The sequence below is a fragment of the Mycobacterium sp. E2699 genome, from assembly GCF_001666745.1.
GTDB lineage: Bacteria > Actinomycetota > Actinomycetes > Mycobacteriales > Mycobacteriaceae > Mycobacterium.
Genome location: NZ_LZJH01000055.1, coordinates 61930 through 84688, shown reverse-complemented (window position 1 = coordinate 84688; position 22759 = coordinate 61930). Strand labels below are relative to the sequence as shown.

Below are 22759 nucleotides of genomic sequence, written 5' to 3'. Positions count from 1 at the left end.
ATACCGGAGTGCAATCGATAATGGTCGTGACGAGCGGTAATCGCGATGGCTGAGCCGGACCCCGACGCGAAGGCGTTGCTCGAAGAGGCGCAGGCGGCGGAGGCCGCCGCGGCCGAGGCGCTGGCCGCCGCGGCCAAGGCCCGCGCCGCCGCCGCCCGGTTGCGGCGCGAGGCCCTCGGCCGGCCCGCCCATGCCGAGGCATACGACGACGAGGCTTACGAAGGAGACTACGAAGAGGACTACGACGAGGCCGCCGACGAGGAATACGAGACGGACTACGACGAGTCCGTCACGGAGCAAGCGGGCTGGCGACGGCGGCTGCCGGCGATCGCCGCGGTGGCCACCGCGATCGCGGTCGTCGCTTTCGCCGCGGTGAGCGCCTACATGGTGGTTCAACACCGCGACGCCACCCGGCACCAACAGCGGGAAGCCGCGTTCGTCGCCGGGGCCAAGCAGAACGTCCTCAACATGATCTCGCTCGACTACAACAAGGCCAAGGAAGACATCCAGCGCGTGATCGACGGCTCCACAGGCCAATTCAAAGACGACTTCCAGCAACGGGCCAACGACTTCATCTCGGTGGTCACCCAGTCGAAGGCGGTCACCGAGGGAACCGTGAACGCCGCCGCGCTGGAATCCCTCAACGGGAACTCCGCGGTGGTGTTGGTCTCGGCGACCTCGCAGGTCACCAATTCCCCGCCCGGGAAGGACGTGCCGCCCTTGGTCTGGCGGCTGCGCGTGACGGTCGCCAATGTCGCCGGGCAGTACAAGATGTCGAAAGTTGAGTACGTACCGTGACCGAAGATGTGCGCGACATCGATTCGGCTGCACCGGGTGCCGAGCCGGAAGTCGAGGCCGAAGAGACCGCGGAGGAGGAGGACTCCCCCGAGGAGGGCGAGCCGTCGCGCCGCATCCTTTCCCCGGGGCTGCGCAAAGCCATCGCGTCGGTTCTGGTTGTGCTCCTGCTGGTTTCGGGCGGGGTGGCGACGTGGCTGTACTTCGATTGGTACCGGCCCGATCAACAAACCAACGACGACGTCGCCCGAACGGTGGCCGCGGCCGCGTCCGAGGCAACGGTGGCGTTGCTGTCGTACTCGGCCGACTCGCTCGACAAGGACTTCGCGAAGGCCAGGTCGCATCTCACCGGCGATTTCTTGTCCTATTACGACCAATTCAGTCAACAGACCGTGGCCCCGATGGCCAAGCAGAAGTCGATGAAGACCACCGCCAAGGTGACCGGCGCCGCCGTGTCCGAGCTGCATCCCGATTCGGCCGTCGCCCTGGTTTTCGTCGATCAGGTCACCACGACCAAGGACAGCCCGCAGCCGTCCGTGGCGGTCCGCAGCGTGCTGGTGAAGATGAGCCGGGTCGGCGGCAACTGGCTCATCACCAAGTTCAGTCCGGTCTAGCCGCCTACATCGCGAAGACGCGGCGCAGCGTCTGCGCGTGCAACGCACGGTTCTCCCGGGAGACAATCCAATCGGGAACCAGCGAATCGAAGCCGTTGAATGTCGCTGCGATGACGTGTAATTCGGTGTGCACATAGGCGTGTAGCAGCCGGTTGGCATAGTCGATGGCCTCGTCGCGGCACGGGTCGATTTCCGAACAACTGATGAATGCCGGCGGCAGCCCCTCGAGATTGGCCCGGTGGGCGGGAACGTCTTGACCGCCGGCGGACGCGTGACCCAGGTAGTGGCCCCACCCGCGGCTGACTGCAGGGCCGTTCAGGCCCGGAGTGCGCTGGAATTCGCGGCGCGACGGCGTGGTGTCGGAGTCGAGCATCGGCTGGTGCAGGATCTGCACCAGGATCGGCGGTCCTTCTTCGTCGAACATCCGCTGGGCGAGACCCGCGACCAGCGCCGCACCCGCATCCCGGCCCATCACCGCGATGCGGCCGGGGTCGGCGTCGAACTCGGCGGGATTAGCGACGACGTGGCGCAGGGCCGCCTCGACGTCGGCCAGCGCCGCCGGACACGGGTTTTCCGGCGCCAGCCGGTAGTCGACGGACACGAGTAGACAGCCGGCGGCACGGGCCAGCTCCACGCACTCGGCGTGATCCGTGTCCAGGCTGCCCGTCACGAAGCAACCGCCGTGGGCGTACACCACCAGGGGCGCAGGGGATCCCGCGCCCCCGCGGTACAGGCGAAGGTCCAGCCGCCGGCCGTCGGGACCGGCGATGGATCGCGAATCCACTGCGACGCCGTCGGTGTCGACGGCCGCGGCCCGCTCCGCGGCGCGCAGGTTGGCCCGTTGCCGCTCGGCGGGCAGCGTCTCGGCGCGGAACTCCACGACGCCCAAGTCGATTGCGGCCTCCCGCAACGCCGGGTCGATGCGGGTCAGGCCTTGCGGCCGTGTCAGGTTGGTCTGCGTCAGGTCCGCCAACGCGTCACCGTTCTCCGGGCAGCGCCTTGACCGTGGCCGGCAGCCCGTACAGGGCGGTCGCGTTGCCGCGCATGATTCGCTCCCGCTGGTCGGCGGGGAACCGGTTGATCGCGTAGGTGGGCGAGTCGTAGCTCCAGTGCGGGTAGTCCGTCGAGAACATCAGGTTGTCGCCGAGGTCCATCATCTCCAGGTACTCGCGGAACTGCACGGTGTCGACGTCTTCCAGCGGCTGGGTGGTGAACCGGACATGTTCGCGCACGTACTCCGACGGGCGCCGGCGCACGTGCGGCAGGTCGCCGCGGCGGGCCTCCCAGATCCGGTCCATCCGCGACATCACCGGCATCGCCCACGTGAAGCCGCCTTCGACGAAGACCACCCGCAAATCGGGGTGGCGGTCGAAGGCGCCGTCGAACACCAGGCTCATCAGGTGCGAGACGTACAGCAGCGGCCAGGACGCGAAGAAGTCGTGCCAGTGCGCGGGGTTGCCGACCGGGTAGATCGGGATCAGCTCGAACGGTGTCTGGCCCATGAGGTGCGTGGCGACCGGGAAGCCGTTGCGCGAGGCCGCCTCGTAGAGTGGGTCGAAATGCGGGTTCCCGAAAGGGATTCCGCGGGTTTGGGGTGTCATCAGCACCTGGGCCATGTACGGGTGCCCGGCCCACCGCTCCACCTCGCGCGCGGCCAGTTCCGGCGTCTGCGCGCTGATGCTGATCGAGCCGCGCCAGCGGCCGTGCCAGTTGCACTTGTCGAGCCAGACGTCGGCGAGCCAGTCGTTGTGGGTGGACTTGAGCACGTGCTCGGCCTGCGGCAGTTGCGCGTCGCACATGGGTTCCAGCGTCGCGATGCTGACGCCGGCGTCGAGCAGCAACTGTTTGGCGGCGAAATCCGGGTCGCTGCCGGCGACTCCGCCGCCGGGCGGCGCGGCGTCCAGGCGCAGCGACATCGTCTTGTACGAGTCCGGGGTGTCGTAGAAGTGCGGCACCGGGCTGACCGCGTTGCCCGTCGGCCAGATCTTGTCCACCCATTCGGGCGGCGCGTAGGACTTGAGCACCTCGGCCGAGACCGGCAACGGGTGCACGTCGGTATCGACGATGGTGACCGCGATCTCTTGGTTGGTCTCCGGTGCCATCCGCTCGATCGTTGTCATCGCACACGCTCCTTCAGCCCGTAGAGTTCACTGGCGTTGCGCCACAACACCTTTTCGCGCTGGTCGGCGTCCAGCCCCTCGGCGATCGCCTCCGGCGGCGAGGTGGACCAGTGGGGGTAGCCCGATCCGTACATCAGCAGGTCGGACTTGCCGGTGAAGTCCATCCACCGCTGCATCGCGTCGGCCTCCGTGGGGCCGTCCAACGCCGAGGAGCAGAACCGGACGTGGCCGGGCAGGTATTCGCTGGGATAGCGGTCGACCCAAGGCGTCTGGTCGCGCATCGACAACCAGAAGGTGTCCAGCCGCCACATCAGCGGGGTGAGGATGTCGTAGCCGCCGTCGGCGAACACGAACTTCAGGCCCGGGTGCCGGCCGAAGACGCCTTCGATGATGAGGGTGGCCAGGTGCACGAAGTAGTTCAGCGGCATGAACGCCGCATAGCCCGGGTAGGTGTGCGCGTGCCCGGCGAAGGTCGGCGGGTGGTCGACGCCGTTGCCGCCGTTGATGTGGACCGCGACCGGCAACCCGTGCGCGGCGGCGGCCTCCCAGATGGGCTCGAACATCGGCTTGCCGTAAGGCTCGCGCGACTGCAGGGGGACACCGACCTGCACCAGCTTCGGGTGACCGGCGAGGCGCTCGATCTCGGCGACCGCGCCCCTCGGGTCCTCGGGGTTGACGCGGATGGTGCCCAGAAACCGGTCCGTGTATCGGTCGCTGCGGTCGGGCTCCAGCCAACGATCGAGCAGCCAGTCGTTGACCGCCCCGCAGATTCGGCTGTTCAGCAGGTAATCGGCGATGTTGCCCCGGGTCAGCGGGTTCAAAATGGCGTAATTGACGCCCGTGTCGCCGAACAGGTGCCGGCTCACGGTCTCTGGATCCGACCCCGGGTAGTGCTCCCCGTAGAGGTCCTCCCGGTAGTCACCGCCGGGCGCCTGATACCACTGCTGCTCGACGTCGGGGATTGACCGCAGCTGGTGGGCGGGCGGTAGGTAACGCCGTATCTCGGCGTTGTAGCGGAAGTGCGGTTGCACGCATGCGTCAATGATCATGGGGCTCATGCGGTCAAATACACCTCCCCGTCGGTGACATCGACCGGGTAGGTGCGGACACGGCGGCTCGGATCGGCCACGTTTTGGCCCGTGGCGAGATCGAATTCCCAGTTGTGCCAAGGGCATCGAACGATCTGCCCGTCGCGCACGCGGCGCATGCCGTCGGGTGATTCCGGAGCCGGCTCGTTGGTGCCGCCGATCAGGCCAAGGCACAGCGGCGCGCCCTCGTGTGAACAGTAATTGACGATCGCGTACAGCTCACCGCGCACGTTGTAGACGCCGACGCCGAACTTTCCGACGTCGACCAGTTTCATCCCGCCGGGCGGGAGCTCGTCGAGGGAGCACACGAATTGCCGCTGAGGCACCTGAGAGTCACCGCCTCCTGGAAGACACCACAAGCCGTTAAGCTTGGTTGCTATTTATACTATGATAGCGATTATTCCCCCCGCCACCTATCCGGCGTTGAATTGCCGCCCAGGAGGAGCGCGAATGACGCTCAGCACGGATCCCGACGGCCAGCCCGTCACCCTAGACCTCACCGGCGAAACCAGCCCGTATCCGTTCTTCGAATACATGCGGCGCACCGATCCCGTGTGGCACGGTGCGCTGACGGACCACTCGCAGATGCCGGAGGAATTGCGGCCCGCCGACGAGTGGGTTCTGTTCGGCTACGACGGGGTGTTCCAGGCCTTCCGCGACGACCGCGTCTTCACCTCGGCCGCGTACGACAAGACGATCGGGTTGGTGATGGGCCGCACCATCCTGGCGATGGGCGGCAAGGAGCACCACGACCACCGCAGCCTGGTCGCCAAGGCCTTCCGGGCCACCGCGCTGGAGCGCTGGGAGCCGTCGGTCATCGGGCCGGTCTGCGATCGACTGATCGATGAGATCAAGAACGACGGCCACGCCGACCTGGTGAAGGCCCTGACGTTCGAGTTTCCGACGCGGATCATCGCGACGCTGCTCGGCCTGCCCGCCGAGGATCTCGGCATGTTCCGGCGGTTATCCCTCGACCTCATCTCGATCCAGACCGACATCGAGGCCGGGCTCAACGCGGCCACCGAGTTGCACGGCTACTTCCTCGACCAGGTGGAGCAACGGCGCCGCAAGATCACCGACGACATCATCGGCGACCTGGTCGCCGCCGAGATCGACGGCGAGAAGCTCACCGACGAGGCGATCATCGCGTTCCTGCGACTGCTGCTGCCGGCCGGCCTGGAGACCACCTATCGCTCGTCGGGCAACCTGTTGTACCTGCTGCTGACCCACCCCGAGCAGCTGGCGATGGTCCAGCGGGACCGGTCACTGATCCCGGCCGCCATCGAGGAGGGCCTCCGGGTCGAGACGCCGCTGACCATGGTCATGCGCACCACCACCGAGGAAATCGAAATAGGCGGCAAGACAATACCGGCCGACGCCCAAATCGACATGTGCATGGGCTCGGCCAACCGCGACGAAAGCCGCTGGCCCGACCCCGACACCTTTGACATTCACCGGCCGCGGCACGCCCACATCGCGTTCGCCGCCGGCATCCACATGTGCCTCGGCATGCACCTGGCGCGGCTGGAGACGCGCGTCATGCTGAACAGCCTGTTCGACCGCGTCAGCGAGTTGGCCCTCGTCCCCGACGACGGAACCGGCGAGGACTCCAGGATCGTCGGGCTGACATTCCGGTCACCCAACAAGCTGCCCGTCACGTTCGACCCGGCCGCATGAGAAGCCGCGCCGCAATCCTGCACGACGTCGGCGGCCCTTGGTCTGTCGAGGAATTCGAGCTCGACCCGCCCCGCGCGGGCGAGGTCCTGGTCCAACTGGCCGCCGCCGGGCTGTGCCATTCGGACGACCACATCCTCAAGGGCGACATGTCGGCGCCCAACGAGGTGATGCGATCCCTCGGCCTGCCAACCATGTTCCCGATGATCGGGGGCCACGAGGGCTCCGGCATCGTGCGCGAAGTCGGGCCGGGCGTCGCCGATTTCGCGCCCGGGGATCACGTGGTGATGTCGTTCGTCGCCGTCTGCGGGCAGTGCCGCTGGTGCGCGAGCGGGATCGAGTACCTGTGCGACGTCGGCATCGGCACCATGGTCCCGGGCATGCCCACCGACGGCACCTTCCGCCACCACACCGCCGACGGCCGGAACCTGGGCCACATCGCCAAGGTCGGTGCGTTCGCCGAACACACGGTGGTGTCGACGAATTCGCTCGTCAAGATCGAGCCACACCTGCCACTGGCCCCGAGCGCGCTCCTGTCGTGCGCCATTCCGACCGGCTACGGTTCGGTCGCGAACCGCTCCAACATGCGCGCCGGCGACACCGTCGTGGTGATCGGCGTCGGCGGCATCGGCACCGGCGCGATCCAGGCCGCCCGGATCAACGGAGCGGCGCAGATCGTCGCGGTCGATCCCGTTGAGTTCAAGCAGAAGTCGGCGCTGCGGTTCGGCGCGACGCACAGCGCCGCAAGCGTGGCCGAGGCTTTGGACCTGGTGCGTGGCCTGACGTACGGGGTGATGGCCGACGCGGTGGTGGTCTCGCCGTCCTTGATCAGCCCGGAGGACGTGCGCGACGCGGTGCAGCTGACCCGCAAGGGCGGGACGTGCGTGCTCACCGGCATGACGTCGCAGTTGACCCGGTCGGTCAAGATCGACCTGCAGGACTTCATCCTGATGAACAAGACGCTGGCGGGCACCATCTTCGGCTCGTGCAACCCCAAGGCGGACGTCGCCAGGCTGGCCAGGCTCTACGAGACCGGGCAGCTGCAGCTCGACGAGATGATCACCAGGCGCTATCGCCTCGACGACGTCAACGACGCCTACGCCGACCTGCTCGACGGCAAGATCGTCCGGGGCATCATCGATTTCGGGATCGGCTGACGTCCTCGCCGGCCAGCACCCGCTGGAGTTGGCCGTACGCGTCGATGGGGCTGTGCAACGCCAGGCCGCCGTCAGCGTGCACGATTTGACCTGTGACCCAGGGCAATTCGAGGACGCCCACGATGGCGCCGGCCACATCGGCGGCCTCGCCCAGGCGCCCGAACGCCGTGCGCTCGGACAGGCCCTCCACCCAGCCGGGCAGTTGTTCGGGCTTGGCCAGCATCGGGGTGCGGGTGACGCCGGGTCCCACGGCGTTGACCCGGATGCCGTGCACGCCCCATTCGACGGCGGCGACCCTCACCAGCATGTCGACGCCCGCCTTGGAGACGCAGTAGGCCCCCATGTCGCGATCCGCCAGGGTGCCGCTGATGCTCGATACCGCGACGATCGAGCCGCCCACGCCGGCGTCGATCATGGCCCGTGCCCCCGTCCGGATCGTCAGCCAGGTGCCGGTGAGGTTGACCGCCAAGACCCGTTGCCATTCGGCGGTCGGCTGTTCGAGCAGCAGGCCCGACGCGCCGATCCCGGCGCAGGTCACTATCCGGTTGGGCGCGCCGTGGTCGCGCACGGTTTGTTCCATCGCCGCCGATACCGCGTCGGGATCGCTCACATCGCAGCCGATGTCGCCGCCGGACAGGTCCCACACCACGACGTCGTGACCGGCCTCGCGCAGCCGCGCGGCGACCTCGCGACCGATGCCGGACGCGCCGCCGGTCACCAGCGCGGTCATCGCGCGGGCCCGATCAACTCGACGAGCACGCCGTCGGGCGCGGTGACCACCGCCATCGGGACCGTCGCGCCGCCCGGGGCCGGCACGCTGATGCGGCGCACGCCGTCGGCGAAACCCAGTGCGGCCAGGGCGGAGAGCGTCTGGTCGACCTCACACTGCAGGGAGAGCAGGAAGAACCCGTGCCGGGGCCCCTGGGGTATCGCCGGCGCCTTGTCGGCTCCCTCGAACACGACCAACTCCACGATGCCCGTGTCGGGCGCCTGCGGATCGCCAAGGAACACCGACCGCAGGCGATCGGTCTTTGCGCCAAAGAGTTCAGGCCAGTCCCCGGTGAAGGCGTGGTCGAAAAGTTCGGTGAATCCCAGGCCGTCGCGCCAGAACTTCATCGAGCGTTCGACGTCGGCGGTGCAGATCGCGGCGTGGTGGATACCTGGCATGGGCTTCCCTTCTGCTTCAGGCCGTTCCGCGAGCGTAAATCCCACTGCCGCCGGTTGCCAGGGTGTGGATAATCAGACCATGTCAACCGGCCAGTCTCCCGTCCCCCGACGCTTGGCCGACACAGCCGTGACCGTTCTGCTGCTGGTAGTGCACGGCTTGCTGGTGCTGTACACGATAGGGATGGCGGCCAGCCTCGCCAACGAGCAGGAATACTTGGAGTCGAGGTGCCGGTATCACAATCTCGACTGCAGTAACCCCTGGCGCAGCAATGGGGCCCCGATCGCGATAGGCGTCAGCGTGGTGCTGATGGTCCTCGACCTCGCCCTCGTCATCTGGCGCAGGAGGACGCGAAGACGAGCGTTTTTCGTACCGTTGCTGTGCTGCGTCGGCCAGGTCGTCGTCATAGCGGCACTCGGCTTCGCAGGTAACCCTTAGGCCGTGCCGCGGGACAGCTCGGTGAGCTGGTCCGCCAGGTCCGCCAGCGCCCGAGCCGTCGCCAGTTCGTGGCGGGCCGCCCGTGCCAGGCAGTCGGCCGGATGACGATACGCGACGCCGACACCGGCCAAATGCGCACCGCACCATTGCAACTCGGCCTTCGCGTTGGTCCTGCCGCGGTGCTCGCCGATCGTCACGGTGACCACCGGATGGGTGAGAGATGTCGAGGCGCTGCTGTGCTGCATGTACGAATCATCCTGCGGGACACGGGCACCTTGGTGGTCATGTCCCGGCGTGGCGGATACTGGTGACTTTGGTCCCACCGCCGACTGCCATTGGACACTCCTGGCGGTCACACGATGTTCGAGAGGGTGCGATCCCACAACTCGCGGGCAAGAACGGGGTCGTAGGCCGCGCGGTTGGCCCTGGCGAGCTTGCCCTTCGCGTAGTACTCGCCGGCAGTCCAGTCCACGCCCGGCACGCTCGTCGCCAGCCGGACCAGCTGGTCGGCCGCCTCGTCCGCGGTGACGGTGAACCGGGCCGAGATCGGCACCCGGTACTTCATGAACACCAGAAACCGTGATCCCGACGCCTCGCCGAAATTGGAGTTGACGAAGCCGGGGTGAAACGTCGCGGCTGACAAGCCCTGGTCGTGGTATCGCCGATGTAATTCCCTGGTGAACAAGACGATTGCGAGCTTGGTCAGCGCGTAAGCGGAGCTGGGTCGGCGCCCGCTCGTGTCCTCCAGATCGGAAACTCTCACGCGGGGAACCAGCTTGTGCGATGAGCTGGTGGTGTTGATGACGGTGGCTCGGGATTCGACGAGCAGGTCCAGCAGCCGCGTCGTGAGCAGAAACGGCGCCAGGTAGTTGACCTGGAGGGTCATTTCGTGCCCGTCGACGGTGCGCCGGGCCTTGGTGAACATGCCCCCGGCGTTGTTGGCCAAGACGTCGATACGGGGGCACCGCGCGCGAACCTGGTCCGCGAGGGCCCGCACCTGAGACAGGTCGGCGAAGTCGGCCACGAAGTGGTCGGCGCCCAGTTCCGCGGCCACCGCGGCGGTCTTATCGGGCGCCCGGCCGACGACCACGACGTCGTGGCCGCACCGGCGCAGCCGGCGGGCCGCGGCGGCGCCGAGGCCGTCGCTGGCACCGGTGATGACGATCGTCCTGCGCCCCATTGCCTAGAGGCTAGGGAATCACGTCAGTGAGTAGCGCACCGGCAGGTGTTTGAGCCCGCCGACGAAGGTGGTGGCGGTCAGTTCGGGTTCGCCGGTCAGCTCGATGGATCTCAGCCGCGGCAGCAACTCGGAGAAGAAGCTGTTGACCTCCATGCGGGCCAGGGCCGCCCCCATGCAGAAGTGCACGCCGTAGCCGAAGGCCAGATGCTTGTTGGGATCGCGGCCGACGTCGAAGCGGAACGGGTCGTCGAAGACATCCTCGTCGCGGTTGGCCGACACGTAGGACAGCAACACGGAATCGCCTGCGGCGACGGGTATTCCGCGCACGGTGGTGTCCTTGGCCGCGGTGCGCATGAACTCCTTGACCGGGGTGACCCAGCGGATCATTTCCTCGGTCGCCAAAGGCATCAGGTCGAGGTTGTCGCGCAGGCGCTCCAGCTGGTCCGGGTTCTCGATCAGCGCCTGCATGCCGCCGGAGATGGTCGCGCTGGTCGTGTCGTGCCCCGCGGTGGCCACGATGAGGTAGTACGAGACGGTTTCGATGTCCGAGAGCGGCTCGCCGTCGATGCGGGCGTTGGCGATGGCCGACGCGAGGTCCTCGGTCGGATGCTCGCGGCGCGACGCGGTCACCCCGTTGAAGTACTGGAACATGTCGAACAGCGCGGGCAACTGGTCCTCGTTGGTGGTGCCCCGTTTGAATTCGGCGTCCTCGCTGCCGAACAGCTCCTGGGTCAGTTTCAGCATGCGCGGGAAGTCGGCCTCGGGCAGCCCGAGCAGCGACATGATCACGTAGAGCGGGTAATTGACGGCGACCTCCTGCACGAAGTCGCATTCGGGCCCCGCCGCCAGCATCTTGTCGACGTAGATCCTGGCCAGTTCGTCGACGCGAACCTTCAACGCCCGCATCGCCTTCGGGCGAAACCAATCGGAGCCGATCGCGCGCACCACCCGGTGCTGCGGGTCGTCCAGATGGATCAGGGTGCGAACCCCGGCCGCGAGCGCCTGCTCGTCACCCTCCACGGTGGTCAGCACGGGGCGCGGCCAGTTGGTGAACAGCATGTTGTCGCGTTCGATGTCCATGATGTCGGCGTGCTTGGTGATCGCCCAGAACGGCTTGTAGTTCGGCACGTCGACCCACGACACCGGCGCGCAGGCGCGCAGGTGGGCCAGCGCCGCGTGCAGCCTCCGCTCGTCGGTGTAGGCCAGCGGGTCCGTCAACAGCTTGGCGGCCTCGTCCATCGTCGACGTGCTCACTCGCGAAACTCCTTCACCACGGCAGAGATACAGGCTTGCGAAGCGGTCAAAAAGATGGGCAGGACCCGGTCCACCGCGCCCTCGCAGCGGCTCTTCAGACCGGCCGCGATCGTGTCGACCGGACCGACGACGGCGAAAGCCGCGAGCATCTCGTCGTCGATGAGCGAACCCATGGTGTCCCACTCCCCCGCCAGGGAGAGCCGGTGCAGTTCGGTGTGCAGGTCGTCCCAGCCGTGGAGTTCGAGGACCTTGCGATAGGCCGGCGTCGATCCGTAGAACGCGATCTGCTTGCGCACCGCGGTGCTGGCCGCTGCCAGCTCGTCGTCGTTCCCGCCGGTCGCGACCAGCACCTCGCACGACACCTCGAAGACGCCGCGATCGCGCCCGGAGCGCTGCATCCCGCGCAGCAACGCCGGCAGCGTCACCTCCTCCAGGTAGCGCTTCGACACCATCGGGTGGCCGAGGTGACCGTCGGCAACCTCGCCGCACATCTCGGTCATCGTCTCGCCGACCGCGGCGAGGAACACCTTCGGCGGCGGATAAGGCTGCGGCTCAGGCGTAAACATCGGCGTCATGATCTTGTGCGTGTAGAAGTCGCCCTCGAACCGAAGCTTGGTGCCGTCCTTCCACGCCGACCAGATCGCGTGCAGCGCGGCGACGAATTCGCGCATCCGGGGCGCCGGACGGCTCCACGGCATGCTGAACCGCTTCTCGATGTGGGGCTGGATTTGAGTGCCGAGGCCGAGGATGAACCGGCCCTGCGAATACGCCTGCAGGTCCCAGCCGATGTTGGCGACGATCATCGGGTTGCGGGCGAACGCGACCGCGATGTTGGTGCCCAACTCGAGCCGCGACGTGTGTTCGGCCGCCAACAGCAGCGGAAAGAACGGATCATGGCTGGTTTCGGCGGTCCACCCGGCGTCGTACCCGTCCTTCTCCAGGGCGCCGGCGACGAACGGCACCTCGGCGAGCTGATTGGGGATGCCCCCGTCGAGCTTGAGGCGGGGGCTGCTACCCATGCGGGTAACTTTACAGTAAGCAATCCAGTATGTGACCCTGCCGGTCGAGTGGGCATGGTAGGACATAGGCATGACGAAAGCCCAAGATTGGGGCGAAACGCTCGACGACCTCGAGCGTCGCCGCCAGCATGCGCGCGCAATGGGCGGCCCGGAACGCCTCGGCAAGCATCGCGACAAGGGCAAGCTGGACGCCCGCGCGCGAATCGAGCGACTCCTCGACCCCGGCACCTTCCGCGAGTTCGGCACGCTGGTCGGCGGCGACGTCGCGGCCGACGCACTGATCGTCGGCTCCGGTGAGATCAACGGCTCGCCGGTGATGCTGGGCGCCGAGGACTTCACCACCATGGCCGGCAGCATCGGCCCGGGGGGCAACTCCAAGCGATACCGCATCGCCGAACTGGCGCTGCGGGACAAGATTCCGCTGGTGATGCTGCTCGAAGGCGCCGGATTTCGGCCCACCGGAGGGCATTACGGGCGCAGCCCCACCGACCTGTTGGCCCAGACGCAGTGCTCGGGCCGCGTCCCGACGGTCGCCGCGGTGCTCGGCCCCTCCGCCGGGCACGGCGCGCTGGTGGCCCCGGTCTGCGACTTCCGGATCATGAGCGCCCGGGGCGCGATCTTCACCGCCGGACCGCCCGTCGTCAAAGAGTCGACCGGAGAGGACATCTCGAAGGAGGACCTCGGCGGGCCGGACGTCGCCATACCCAGCGGCGTCATCCACAACGTCGCCGAGGACGACGAGGCTGTCCTCGACGAGATCCGGCGCTACCTGTCGTACTTCCCGCCCAGCGCGTGGTCGTACCCACCCGCACTGCCGGGCTCGGATGCGGCGAAGCCCCGGCCGACGCCGGAGCTGCTCGACATCGTCTCCCGCGACAACCGCCGCGTCTACGACATGCGCGCGGTGCTCGACGCGGTCTTCGACAGTCCCGACTGGTTCGAAGTGCAACCGCTGTACGGCAAGGCGGTCATCTGCGCGCTGGCCCATCTAGGCGGCCACCCCGTTGCCGTGGTGGCCAACCAGCCCAAGGTGCTGGCCGGCTCCATCGATGCCGACGCAGCCGACAAGGCGGCGCACTTCATCATGGTGGCCGACTCGTTCCACCTGCCGATCGTGTTCCTCGCCGACAATCCCGGCATGCTGCCGGGCAGCCGGTCCGAGCGCAGCGGCGTGCTGCGCGCCGGTGCGCGCATGTTCGCGGCGCAGACCGCGGCCACCACGCTGAAGCTGCACCTGACGCTGCGCAAGGCGTACGGGTTCGGCTCGATGGTGATGTCGCTGTTGAGTTTCGACCATCAGGTCGCGACCTTCGCCTACCCGGGGGCGACGATGGGCGCGATGAGCGCGGCGGCGCTCACCCGCGCATCTCACGCCGGCGAGGACCTGTCCGCCAAGCTGCGCAGCGCCGAGCTGCAGGCGTCGTATCGATCGGCCGAGCACATGGGCTTCGACGAGCTCATCGATCCCCGCGAGACGCGCGACGCGCTGCTCGCCTCGTTGCGGCGCGGCCTGTCCAGCCGGCAGGCGGCCGCCGAACCCGTTGCGCGCACGGTCATCATGCCCTAAATTTCTCCCGCGAGCAGACGCAAGAGCCCCCATTTCGCCGTGAAATTGGGGGCTTTTGCGTCTGCTCGCGTTACCTAGGCGCCCGACCGATAGGCGGCCACCACGGGCTCGAGTTCGTCGGGTGTGCCGCCGTGCAGGATCACCGCGTCGGCCCCGTAGTCGAACTCCTTGCGGATGCGCGCGGCGCACTGGCTGGCCGACCCGGTGGCCGAAGGCTGCAGCCATTCGTCGGGAATCAGCGTCGCGATGTGCTCGATCTGCTCCGGCGTCGCCTTGTGGTCGATGCCGCCCGCGATCGACGTCACCACCGGGTCTTCCCGAAAGCGTTGCAGCACAGCCGGATCCCAGCCGTTGGTGCGCACCATCAGGTCGCCATAGCCCTGCAGGTAGGTGGCCAGGCGCGCGACGGTCTTCTTCAGCCGCAGCTGTTCGGGAAGGTGATCGCCGACCGTGGCGAAGCACGACCACACCCGCACGGCGTCGGGATCGCGCCCGGCCCGCTCCGCGGCGGTCTTGACGGTCGCCACGCAGCGCTGCAGCGTCTCCGGGGTGAAGTAGGTGTGCAGGATGACGTCGTCGAAGACTCGGCCGCCGAGGGCGAGCGTGTTGGGTCCGAAGGCCACCAGCGCCAGGCGAATGTCCTCGTTGAAGTCCGGATCGAGGAACAGGATCGGGTACTTGCCCATCGGGCCGTCGTGGTTGAAGATCAGCTCGCCCCGCCACAGCCGGCGCATCACCTGTGCCCAGTCCTCCATCTGCGCCGTGGTGACGGCCGGGATGCCGAACGCGCCGTAGATGGCGGCGATGCCGCGGCCGATGCCGAGCGTGAACCTCCCGCCGGAAAGGCGGTGCATGGTGGTCGCCCAGGATCCGGTGATCAGCGGGTGGCGGGTGTTGTGATTGGTAGCGGCCGTGGCGATTTGGATTCGGTTGGTCACCGCGCAGGCCGCCCCGACGAGCGAGGACGCTTCCTTGACGTTCCAGCGCTCGGAGATGAAAGCGGTACCGAACCCGAGTTCCTCGCCGCGGCGGGCCTCGTCCATCAGGGTGGCCGGCCCCTCGCCGCCGGCGCCGGCCAGCAGGTAGTAGCCCAGCTCGTCCAGTGCGCGCTCGCTCAATTCCAAACCCCTTGCTGGTAGCCGCAATTCCAGACCTCGACGATCTTGCCGGCGACGACGCGGAACACCTCGATGCTGGCGACGTGGGTGTCGGCGCCGTCCGTGGTGGTCATCGTCGAGTCGTAGACGATCGCGACGTGCTCGCCGTCGTCACCGGCGACCACGATGTTGAGATCGAAGCGCAACCGGTCGAACATCTCCCAGACGTCGGCGATGCGTCGGACCGCCTGCGCGTGGGTCAGCGTGTGCGCCTCGCCCACCTCGTGCCGGACGACGGTGTCGGCGAACAACTCCCCGGCCAACGCGAGGTCGCGCTCGTTCCAGACCACCAGGTTGTAGAGCTCGACCACCTCGCGCGCCGTCCGCGTGGTCACCCGGCCACCTCGCCCAGGAAGCGCTCGGTCACCTTGAGCACGCGCCGGGAGAAGATGTGACCGACGTGGCCGCCGTCGTACCAGTACAGCTGGCCGCCCCAGCGTTCCTGCAGCGCTTCGGCGGGCTCGCGCATCGCCATCCGGTCGTGCCACGCCCCGACGATGAGCCGGCGCTGCGGCGGCGGCGCGGGTTCGGCCCGCAGCGGGTCGATCACCGACGTGAGCCTCGACACCTCCGGAGACCCGAGCAGCTCGCGGAATCCCGCGCGTGAGTGCCCGAAGCGCCCCATGTGTCGCGCGATCATCGCGTTGAGCCCCAGGATCGGGGTGTACAGCGCCACCGCGTCGACCTGCCGTTCGAGATGGGAAACCAGCGCGGCCACCGGCGTCCCCATCGAAATGCCTGCCACCACAACGGCGCTCGCCTGCGGCTGCACCCAGCGCACGACGGCGCGAACCTCCGACACCGCGCGCATCATGCCCGCGACGTTGCCCAGCGGGTCCACGTCGGGGTAGGCCGGCCATTCACCGCGCCGGCAACCGTGACCGGGTTGCACCGGCATGGCGACGTTGAACCCCAGCCCGTGATGGATGCGGCCGATGCGGGACAGCAACAGGTCCTCCGTGCCGCCCTGGCCGGCGCCGTGAACCCAGACCAGCCACGGCCGGGGGCCGCCGCGGTGCCGGCACACGTGCACCACCGCCCGCGCCGGGCCGCCCAGGCCGTCGGCCTCCAGCGTTGCCGGCAGCCTCGGATCGTGTTCGAACGTCATCCCCTCGTAGGCCAGGCCGGCGATCCGACGCCGCTGCACCGAGGTCGCCCGCAACGGCTCCGGCTCGGCATGCGCCCCGTCGATGCCCAGCGCCGACAATTCCTCGGCCGCCGCCGCGCAGGCCTCCCGCGGCCGCGGCGCGGGCGGACTGCCGCTCAGCAGCGAAAAGCCGCTCAGTACAAGCTCATCCAGCATGACCTCGCCGAATTGCCGGACGCCTCGCGGCGATACCGGGGCCCAGCCCGTTGATTCGTTCAGGCCGGACACCGTGCGCGGCAGCAGCATGCCCAGCTCGCGGGTGACGTCCAGTGCGCGGCGCAGCATTACGCCAGCTTGAAGCCGGTGTATCCGCCGGCCGCGATTTCGTCGCAGCGGCGCCGGTATTCGGGGATTCCGCCGGTATAGCCCATATACATCCGTTTCTTGCCGGGCACGTTGCCACCGTTGTACCAGGAGTTGCAGGACGGGTGCATCAGGACGGTCGGTGCGACGAGTGCGGTGGCGTGGTCGATCCACTCCTGCTGGGCCGCGGGCGTCGCCTCGATGGTGCGGATCCCGTTGCCGCGCAGGTGGGCGATGCAGTCGCCGATCCACTCCACGTGCTGCTCCAGCGCGGCCACGAAGTTGGTTGCGGCGCTGGGACTCCCGGGCCCCTGGATGGTGAACAGGTTCGGGAAGCCGGCCACCGCCAACCCCAGGTACGACAGCGGCCCGTGGCCGGCCCAGAAATCGCCGAGCGACATGCCGCCGCGGCCGCGGACGTCGATGCGGCTGAGCGCGCCGGTCATCGCGTCGAATCCGGTGGCGTAGACGATGACGTCCATTTCGTGGCAACCCCGGTCAGTGCGGATGCCGGTCGGCGTCACCTCGCGGATGGGCGCCGCGCGCAGGTCGACGAGCGTGACGTTGTCCCGGTTGAACGTCTCGTAGTACCCCTGGTCGATGATCGGTCGCTTGCAGCCGAACGGATGATCGGGCACCAGGGCGGTCGCGGTGTCCGGGTCCTTGACGATCCTGGCCACCGCCTCCCCGTACAGCTTGCCGGCCATCCGGTTGGCCTCGATGTCGAAGAAGATGTCTCCCCAGTTCAGCGCGCCGAGGATGCCGTTGTCCTCGATGGCGCGCAGCTGCTCCTCGCGGGTCGCCGACTTCAGCGGCGGCCTGCCTAGCATCCCGAGCAGCACCGAGAAGGCGCTCAGCCGCGCCGCGCCGACCGGATGGGCCCGCTGCGCCGCCCGGATCTCGTCGTAGCGGGCCTTCATCTCGTCCAGCTCGCCGGGCTCCAGGCGCCGCACCCGCCACGGCAGCGTGTACGCCGGCGAGCGCTGAAACACCGTCAACCGCAGGGCTTCCCGGGCGACGACCGGAATGAGCTGGACGCCGGTCGAGCCGGTGCCGATGACACCGACGCGCTTCCCGGTGAGATCGACACCCGCCCTTGGCCAGCGGCTGGTGAACAGCGAGGTTCCGGCGAAGGTGTCCATCCCGGGGATGCCGGGTTCCAGCGGCACCGACAGGATGCCGGTCGCTGCGATGACGAACGGGGCCCTGAACGTCTGGCCCGCAGCGGTTCGCACCACCCATGCCCCGGCGTCCTCGTCGAAGGCCATCGCGACGACCTCGGTGTGGAACTGGATGTCGCGGCGCAGATCCAGGCGGTCGGCGACGAAGTTCAGGTAGGCCTCGATCTCGGGCTGAGCCGGCATGGACTCCGTCCACACCCAGTCCCGCTGAATCTCGTCGGAGAAGCTGTAGGAGTACTCGATGCTTTCGATGTCGCAGCGTGCGCCGGGATACCGGTTGAACAGCCAGGTGCCGCCGACGTTTTCGGCTTTCTCGAGCACCCGGGTCCGAATGCCCAGCTCCCGCAGCCGGTGCAGCATGTAGAGCCCGGAGAATCCGGCGCCGATCACCAGGGCGTAGAAGCGTTCCATAAAGCTCCCTTGCCGCATGATCGAGGAACTGCTGAAATCTATACTGTAAACGGCTTAGTATCAATCAATCGGAGGCCCGGCGTGAAAGTGCCCTTCACCTGGAAGGTAACCGGGTGGTTCATGGTCGGGTGGTCGCCCGAGTTCCCGACCGGCGAGGTCCGGCCGCTGCACTATTTCGGCGAGGACCTGGTGGCCTACCGCGACGAGTCCGGTGAGCTCCATGTGCCGGAGGCGCACTGCAAGCACCTCGGCGCCCATTTCGAGTACGTGCACCACGCCACGGTGACGCCGCGGGTGCTGGACTGGAAGATCGTCGACCACGAGTGGCAGTTCGTCGCGGGGTGGCCGGACGCGCGCAGCGACGACCCCGAGGATCTCGCGTTGCGCTTCCACAGCCACCTGTTCGGCCTCGGCGGCGCTATCAGCGTCTTCGAGGGGGCGCAGAATCACCGGCTGATCTTCACCTGCACACCGGTCGACGACGAGTGTTCCGACCTGTTCTATTCGATCCGGTGGCCGCGGGTCCCCGGCGACACCGCCGACGTGCCGCAGGGCACGCTGCGTGACGTCATCGAGAAGCAGTTCCTGTCCACCGTCTTCGACGACCTGCAAATCTGGCGCTACCAGAAGTACGTCGATCGTCCGGCCCTGTCCAAGGCGGATGCGAAAGGGTATATGGCACTGCGCAAATGGGCGACCCAGTTCTACGAAGTGCCGGCATGACGGCGCTGGAGGACCTCGCGGCGCCCGAGCACACCGCGATCGTCACCCAGGAGTGCCAGGGCGCCGTGATGGGCCCGAACGCCGGCCTGGGGATGCTGGCCACCGAGGCGCGCCGATTCGCCCTGCCGAACATCGTGCGGCTGTTGCCCGCGGCCCGGGCCGCCGGTGTGCGGGTGGTGCACTGCCTGGTCCGCCGGCGCCCCGACGGGCTCGGCTCCAACCACAACGCCAAGATCTTCGCCATCGGAGGAGGGGGCATCGACATCACCCCCGGCACACCCGGGGCCGCCCTGCTGCCCGAACTAGGGCCCGAGCCAACGGATCTGGTCCTCAGCCGCTGGCACGGCGTCGGACCTATGGGGGGCACCGACCTCGACGCGGTGCTGCGCAACCTCGGGGTCACCACCCTGGTCGTGGTGGGCGTGTCGCTCAACATCGCGATACCCAACGTCGTCATGGATGCGGTCAACGCCGCCTACCGCGTCGTCGTGCCCAAAGACGCGGTCGCCGGCGTGCCCGCCGAGTACGGCGCCGCCATCATCGCCAACACGCTGTCGTTGCTCGCGACGATCACCACCACCGACGACCTGCTTCGGGCGTGGGAGCGCCCATGACCGAGACAGAGCCCGGGGTTCGCGGCGGGTTCCCCGAGATCAAGCCGGCCGAGCAGGCGCCCGCCGGGCTGGGCCGGTTCGTCGCCGCGCTGCGCCGCCTGCAGGATCTCACCGTCTCCACCGATAGCTCGGCGTGGGAGGCCGCGGCCGAGCACGTCGAACGGGCGTGCGCGCTGCTGGACGGGCATCAGGTGGCCGAAGGCGCGGCACCTGGCGGGCGGGTCATCGAGCTGCCCGGGCTGGGGCACCCGCTGCTGCCGCCCTGGCTGGTCACGGAATCGGGGCCGGATGGGGTGACAATGGACGGGCACTTCTCCCGCGCCCACGTCGGCGGGAACAACGCCGTGCACGGCGGCATGATCCCGCTCTTCTACGACTGGCTGTTCGGGATGGTCGTCTCGACCGCGGGCTGCCCGCCCACCCGCACCGCCTTCCTGCACGTCGACTATCGCAACATCACCCCGATCGACGAACCGTTGACCGCCCGTGGCCGGATTACGAACGTCGACGGCAGGAAATTCTTCGTTGCGGCTACCATGACGGCTGCCGACGGCACGCTGCTCAGCGAGGCCGACGGCCTGATGGTCCGCCTGCTACCCCACCAGCCGTGAGAGGCACGATGTCCGACACCACAACGCAATTCACCGTGCCCGAGGTCGCCAAAGCCGTCGCCGCGGCAATCCCGGACCGCGACCTGGTGATCCGGGGCGACCGCCGATACAGCTATGCGCAGGTCCTGGAGCGGGCGAACCGGCTTGCCGCATACCTGCACTCGCGCGGTCTGGGGTGTCACACCGAACGTTCCGCGCTCGCGGGCCATGAGGTCGGCCAGGACCTGCTCGGCCTGTACGCCTACAACGGCAACGAGTTCATCGAGGCCCTGCTGGGCGCCTTTGCCGCGCGGGTCGCCCCCTTCAATGTCAACTTCCGCTACGTCAAAAGCGAGCTGCAATACCTACTGGCGGATTCCGGGGCCTCCGCCCTGATCTATCACTCAGCGTTCGCGCCGCGGGTCGCCGAGATCCTGCCGGAGCTGCCGCAGCTGCGCGTCCTGATACAGATCGCCGACGACTCGGGCAACGACTTGATCTACGGCGCAGTGGATTACGAGGCCGCGCTGGCGTCCAGCGCGCCGGAGCCGCCGCCCGTGCAGCATTCGCCCGACGACCTCTACGTGCTCTACACGGGCGGCACGACGGGGATGCCGAAGGGTGTGCTGTGGCGTCAGCACGACATCTTCATGACGTCATTCGGCGGGCGGAACCTGATGACCGGCGAGCCATCAGCGTCGGTCGAGGAGATCGTTGCGCGGCTGAGCACCGGCCCGGGCACCAAGTTGCTGATCTTGCCGCCACTGATCCACGGCGCCGCCCAGTGGAGCGTGATGACCGCGATCACGACCGGGCAGTCCGTCGTCTTCCCCTCTGTCGTAGACCATTTGGACGCCGACGACGTGGTGCGCACCATCGAGCGCGAGCGGGTCAGCGTGGTGACGGTCGTCGGGGATGCGATGGCGCGACCGCTGGTGGCCGCCATCGAGAAGGGCACCGCCGACGTGTCGTCATTGGCCGTGGTCGCCAACGGCGGCGCGCTGTTGACGCCGTACGTCAAGCAACGCCTGATCGAGGCGCTGCCGAACGCCGTCGTGGTCGACGGCGTCGGATCCTCGGAGACCGGGGCGCAGATGCACCACCTGTCCGCCCCGGGCGCGGTGTCGACCGGAACGTTCAACGCCGGGCCCGACACCTTCGTGGTGGCCGAGGATCTGTCCGCGATCCTTCGGCCCGGTCACGACGGTATGGGCTGGCTCGCACAACGTGGCTATGTTCCGTTGGGCTACAAGGGCGATGCGGCCAAGACGGCCAAGACCTTCCCGGTGATCGAAGGCGTGCGGTATGCCGTCCCCGGCGACCGCGCGCGCCACCGCGCCGACGGCGCCATCGAATTGCTGGGCCGCGACTCGGTGACCATCAATTCCGGCGGCGAGAAGATCTTCGTCGAGGAGGTCGAAACCGCGATCGCATCGCATCCCGCGGTGGCCGACGTGGTGGTCGCCGGGCGGCCCAGCGAACGTTGGGGCCAGGAGGTGGTGGCCATCGTCGCGCTCGCCGAGGGTGCAAGTGCCGACGCCGACGAGCTCGTCACCCACGCGGCGAAGTCGTTGGCGCGCTACAAACTTCCCAAGGCGATCGTCTTCCGTCCGGTGATCGAGCGCAGTCCGTCGGGCAAGGCCGACTACCGGTGGGCGCGCGAGCAGGCGGTGACCGGCTGACACCTCAAACCGGTGATGGGAGCCGAATTCTCAACAGCGCCTGACGATACGAGGCGGTGACGAGCAGTTCGTCGCGGCCTTGTCGCACGCACACGTTGGTCGGCAGTGACCCGCCGGGCAGGACGATCGCATCCAGGATCCGGCCCGTCTCGCCGACGAGGTCGAGCCGGTCACCGCCCGTCAACGCCACCCAGCAGGCCCCATCAGCCCGAACCGCCATTCCCGCCGGCCAGCCGCGCTCGAAGGTGCACAGCACGTCACCGGCGGTGCCGTCGAGGGAGCCCGTCGCTCCGATCGGATAGCGCACGAGCTGCGCGCCGGACGTGGCGGTCACCAGCAGTCGGCGCCAATCCGGGCTGAAGCCAAGGCCATTGATCCAGACCGGCCCGTTTTCGAGGATCAAATCCTTAGCGCCGGTGTCGGCATCGACGGTCCACAGCCATCCGCGCTTGCTTTGGTCGGGGTGGAAGAGCTCCATTTCGGCGCGGGTGTCGGTGACCCACAGCCGGCCGTCGGGCCCGAACGCGAGATCGTTCGGCGCGTCCATGCCTTCGGCGAGGTAGTCGACCCGGCCGTCGCGGATGACCTGCACCCCGGGCTCCGTCGCGTCGGAACCGAAACTGCCGCCGTTCTGGGCGACGAAGATGGATCCATCGGACCCGACGCACAGGCCGTTGGGCCCGCCACCCGTGTCGATCCTTTCCGGCGAGCCGCCGGCCGGGTCGACGATGTATACACAGCCGTGCGTGACCGAGACCAGCGCGACCCTGCCGTCCGGCAGATAGGCGGGTCCTTCGGTGAAGCCCAGCCCGTCGGCGATCGTTTCGACCGTCATCAGGTCACCTTCTTCGGCGATGAACAGGCGCGGTACCGGACGGCG

General features: G+C 68.1%; 25 protein-coding genes. 10 read left to right on the top strand and 15 right to left on the bottom strand.

Annotation, left to right across the window (positions count from 1 at the left end; genetic code table 11):
• Nucleotides 1-45 precede the first annotated feature (45 nt).
• Both A5696_RS07930 and A5696_RS07925 read left to right on the top strand, forming a co-directional pair.
• Nucleotides 46-798: a hypothetical protein gene (locus tag A5696_RS07930; RefSeq protein ID WP_067876010.1), complete on the top strand. Its 753-nt coding sequence runs from the start codon at nt 46-48 to the stop codon at nt 796-798.
• The gene (locus tag A5696_RS07925) at nt 795-1409 is read left to right on the top strand and encodes a hypothetical protein (protein ID WP_067876008.1); all 615 of its coding nucleotides are present in this window, start codon (nt 795-797) and stop codon (nt 1407-1409) included. The genes A5696_RS07930 and A5696_RS07925 overlap by 4 nt, the downstream gene beginning before the upstream one ends.
• A gap of 4 nt (nt 1410-1413) precedes the next feature.
• Here the strand turns inward: A5696_RS07925 and A5696_RS07920 are convergent, their stop codons facing one another.
• Genes A5696_RS07920 through A5696_RS07905 form a run of 4 tightly spaced genes read right to left on the bottom strand, consistent with a single transcriptional unit; the run spans nt 1414 to nt 4943 of the window.
• Nucleotides 1414-2373, bottom strand: coding sequence for an alpha/beta hydrolase (locus A5696_RS07920; protein ID WP_067876591.1), 960 nt, complete (start codon nt 2371-2373; stop codon nt 1414-1416).
• A gap of 13 nt (nt 2374-2386) precedes the next feature.
• Nucleotides 2387-3529 (bottom strand): amidohydrolase family protein, encoded by a 1143-nt coding sequence (locus A5696_RS07915; protein ID WP_067876006.1) that lies wholly within the window; start codon nt 3527-3529, stop codon nt 2387-2389.
• A complete protein-coding gene (locus A5696_RS07910; RefSeq protein WP_067876004.1) occupies nt 3526-4578 on the bottom strand; it encodes an amidohydrolase family protein in 1053 nt (350 codons plus the stop codon). Before A5696_RS07910 ends, A5696_RS07915 begins: the two co-directional genes overlap by 4 nt.
• A 5-nt stretch (nt 4579-4583) precedes the next feature.
• A complete protein-coding gene (locus A5696_RS07905) occupies nt 4584-4943 on the bottom strand; it encodes a Rieske (2Fe-2S) protein (protein WP_067876002.1) in 360 nt (119 codons plus the stop codon).
• A gap of 124 nt (nt 4944-5067) precedes the next feature.
• Here A5696_RS07905 and A5696_RS07900 point away from each other — a divergent pair, with 124 nt between their 5' ends.
• Both A5696_RS07900 and A5696_RS07895 read left to right on the top strand, forming a co-directional pair.
• A complete protein-coding gene (locus A5696_RS07900) occupies nt 5068-6294 on the top strand; it encodes a cytochrome P450 (protein ID WP_067875999.1) in 1227 nt (408 codons plus the stop codon).
• Entirely contained in the window at nt 6291-7448 is a 1158-nt protein-coding gene (locus A5696_RS07895; protein ID WP_067875996.1) for a Zn-dependent alcohol dehydrogenase, read from the top strand. Before A5696_RS07900 ends, A5696_RS07895 begins: the two co-directional genes overlap by 4 nt.
• Here A5696_RS07895 and A5696_RS07890 read toward each other — a convergent pair.
• Nucleotides 7426-8178, bottom strand: coding sequence for an SDR family NAD(P)-dependent oxidoreductase (locus A5696_RS07890; RefSeq protein WP_067875993.1), 753 nt, complete (start codon nt 8176-8178; stop codon nt 7426-7428). The genes A5696_RS07895 and A5696_RS07890 overlap by 23 nt on opposite strands.
• Nucleotides 8175-8615 carry a VOC family protein gene (locus A5696_RS07885; protein ID WP_067875990.1) on the bottom strand — a complete coding sequence of 147 codons (441 nt, stop codon included), beginning with the start codon at nt 8613-8615 and terminating at the stop codon, nt 8175-8177. The genes A5696_RS07890 and A5696_RS07885 overlap by 4 nt, the downstream gene beginning before the upstream one ends.
• Here A5696_RS07885 and A5696_RS28255 point away from each other — a divergent pair.
• On the top strand, nt 8614-9051 hold the full coding sequence (locus tag A5696_RS28255; protein ID WP_369803309.1) for a DUF6264 family protein: 438 nt from the start codon (nt 8614-8616) through the stop codon (nt 9049-9051). The two genes, A5696_RS07885 and A5696_RS28255, sit on opposite strands and share 2 nt — an antisense overlap.
• On the opposite strand, the gene A5696_RS07875 is transcribed toward A5696_RS28255, so the two are convergent.
• From A5696_RS07875 to A5696_RS07860, 4 genes are all read right to left on the bottom strand, one after another.
• Entirely contained in the window at nt 9048-9296 is a 249-nt protein-coding gene (locus A5696_RS07875; protein ID WP_067875985.1) for a dsRBD fold-containing protein, read from the bottom strand. The genes A5696_RS28255 and A5696_RS07875 overlap by 4 nt on opposite strands.
• Before the next feature lie 107 nt (nt 9297-9403).
• Complete coding sequence (locus A5696_RS07870; RefSeq protein WP_067875982.1) at nt 9404-10231, bottom strand: SDR family NAD(P)-dependent oxidoreductase; 828 nt, start codon at nt 10229-10231, stop codon at nt 9404-9406.
• 18 nt (nt 10232-10249) lie between these two features.
• Complete coding sequence (locus A5696_RS07865) at nt 10250-11470, bottom strand: cytochrome P450 (RefSeq protein ID WP_067875979.1); 1221 nt, start codon at nt 11468-11470, stop codon at nt 10250-10252.
• Between the two features lie 11 nt (nt 11471-11481).
• Complete coding sequence (locus tag A5696_RS07860; protein ID WP_067875976.1) at nt 11482-12504, bottom strand: LLM class F420-dependent oxidoreductase; 1023 nt, start codon at nt 12502-12504, stop codon at nt 11482-11484.
• A 70-nt stretch (nt 12505-12574) separates the two neighbouring features.
• Here A5696_RS07860 and A5696_RS07855 point away from each other — a divergent pair, with 70 nt between their 5' ends.
• The gene (locus A5696_RS07855; RefSeq protein WP_067875974.1) at nt 12575-14071 is read left to right on the top strand and encodes an acyl-CoA carboxylase subunit beta; all 1497 of its coding nucleotides are present in this window, start codon (nt 12575-12577) and stop codon (nt 14069-14071) included.
• 74 nt (nt 14072-14145) lie between these two features.
• On the opposite strand, the gene A5696_RS07850 is transcribed toward A5696_RS07855, so the two are convergent.
• From A5696_RS07850 to A5696_RS07835, 4 genes are read right to left on the bottom strand one after another with little or no spacing between them, the layout of a single operon-like run.
• Nucleotides 14146-15189 carry a TIGR03857 family LLM class F420-dependent oxidoreductase gene (locus tag A5696_RS07850; RefSeq protein WP_067876588.1) on the bottom strand — a complete coding sequence of 348 codons (1044 nt, stop codon included), beginning with the start codon at nt 15187-15189 and terminating at the stop codon, nt 14146-14148.
• Nucleotides 15186-15563, bottom strand: coding sequence for a nuclear transport factor 2 family protein (locus tag A5696_RS07845; RefSeq protein WP_067875971.1), 378 nt, complete (start codon nt 15561-15563; stop codon nt 15186-15188). The genes A5696_RS07850 and A5696_RS07845 overlap by 4 nt, the downstream gene beginning before the upstream one ends.
• Complete coding sequence (locus tag A5696_RS07840) at nt 15560-16660, bottom strand: alpha/beta fold hydrolase (RefSeq protein WP_067875968.1); 1101 nt, start codon at nt 16658-16660, stop codon at nt 15560-15562. The genes A5696_RS07845 and A5696_RS07840 overlap by 4 nt, the downstream gene beginning before the upstream one ends.
• The gene (locus tag A5696_RS07835) at nt 16660-18270 is read right to left on the bottom strand and encodes an NAD(P)/FAD-dependent oxidoreductase (RefSeq protein WP_067875965.1); all 1611 of its coding nucleotides are present in this window, start codon (nt 18268-18270) and stop codon (nt 16660-16662) included. Before A5696_RS07835 ends, A5696_RS07840 begins: the two co-directional genes overlap by 1 nt.
• A gap of 81 nt (nt 18271-18351) precedes the next feature.
• Between A5696_RS07835 and A5696_RS07830 the strand changes: the two genes are divergently transcribed.
• From A5696_RS07830 to A5696_RS07815, 4 genes are read left to right on the top strand one after another with little or no spacing between them, the layout of a single operon-like run.
• Entirely contained in the window at nt 18352-18993 is a 642-nt protein-coding gene (locus tag A5696_RS07830) for a Rieske 2Fe-2S domain-containing protein (protein WP_067875962.1), read from the top strand.
• Complete coding sequence (locus tag A5696_RS07825; protein ID WP_067875960.1) at nt 18990-19607, top strand: isochorismatase family protein; 618 nt, start codon at nt 18990-18992, stop codon at nt 19605-19607. Before A5696_RS07830 ends, A5696_RS07825 begins: the two co-directional genes overlap by 4 nt.
• Nucleotides 19604-20218 carry a PaaI family thioesterase gene (locus A5696_RS07820; RefSeq protein WP_067875956.1) on the top strand — a complete coding sequence of 205 codons (615 nt, stop codon included), beginning with the start codon at nt 19604-19606 and terminating at the stop codon, nt 20216-20218. The genes A5696_RS07825 and A5696_RS07820 overlap by 4 nt, the downstream gene beginning before the upstream one ends.
• A gap of 8 nt (nt 20219-20226) precedes the next feature.
• Nucleotides 20227-21879: an acyl-CoA synthetase gene (locus tag A5696_RS07815; protein ID WP_067875953.1), complete on the top strand. Its 1653-nt coding sequence runs from the start codon at nt 20227-20229 to the stop codon at nt 21877-21879.
• A 4-nt stretch (nt 21880-21883) separates the two neighbouring features.
• Here A5696_RS07815 and A5696_RS07810 read toward each other — a convergent pair whose 3' ends face one another.
• A complete protein-coding gene (locus A5696_RS07810) occupies nt 21884-22714 on the bottom strand; it encodes an SMP-30/gluconolactonase/LRE family protein (protein WP_067875950.1) in 831 nt (276 codons plus the stop codon).
• Between the last annotated feature and the right edge of the window lie 45 nt (nt 22715-22759).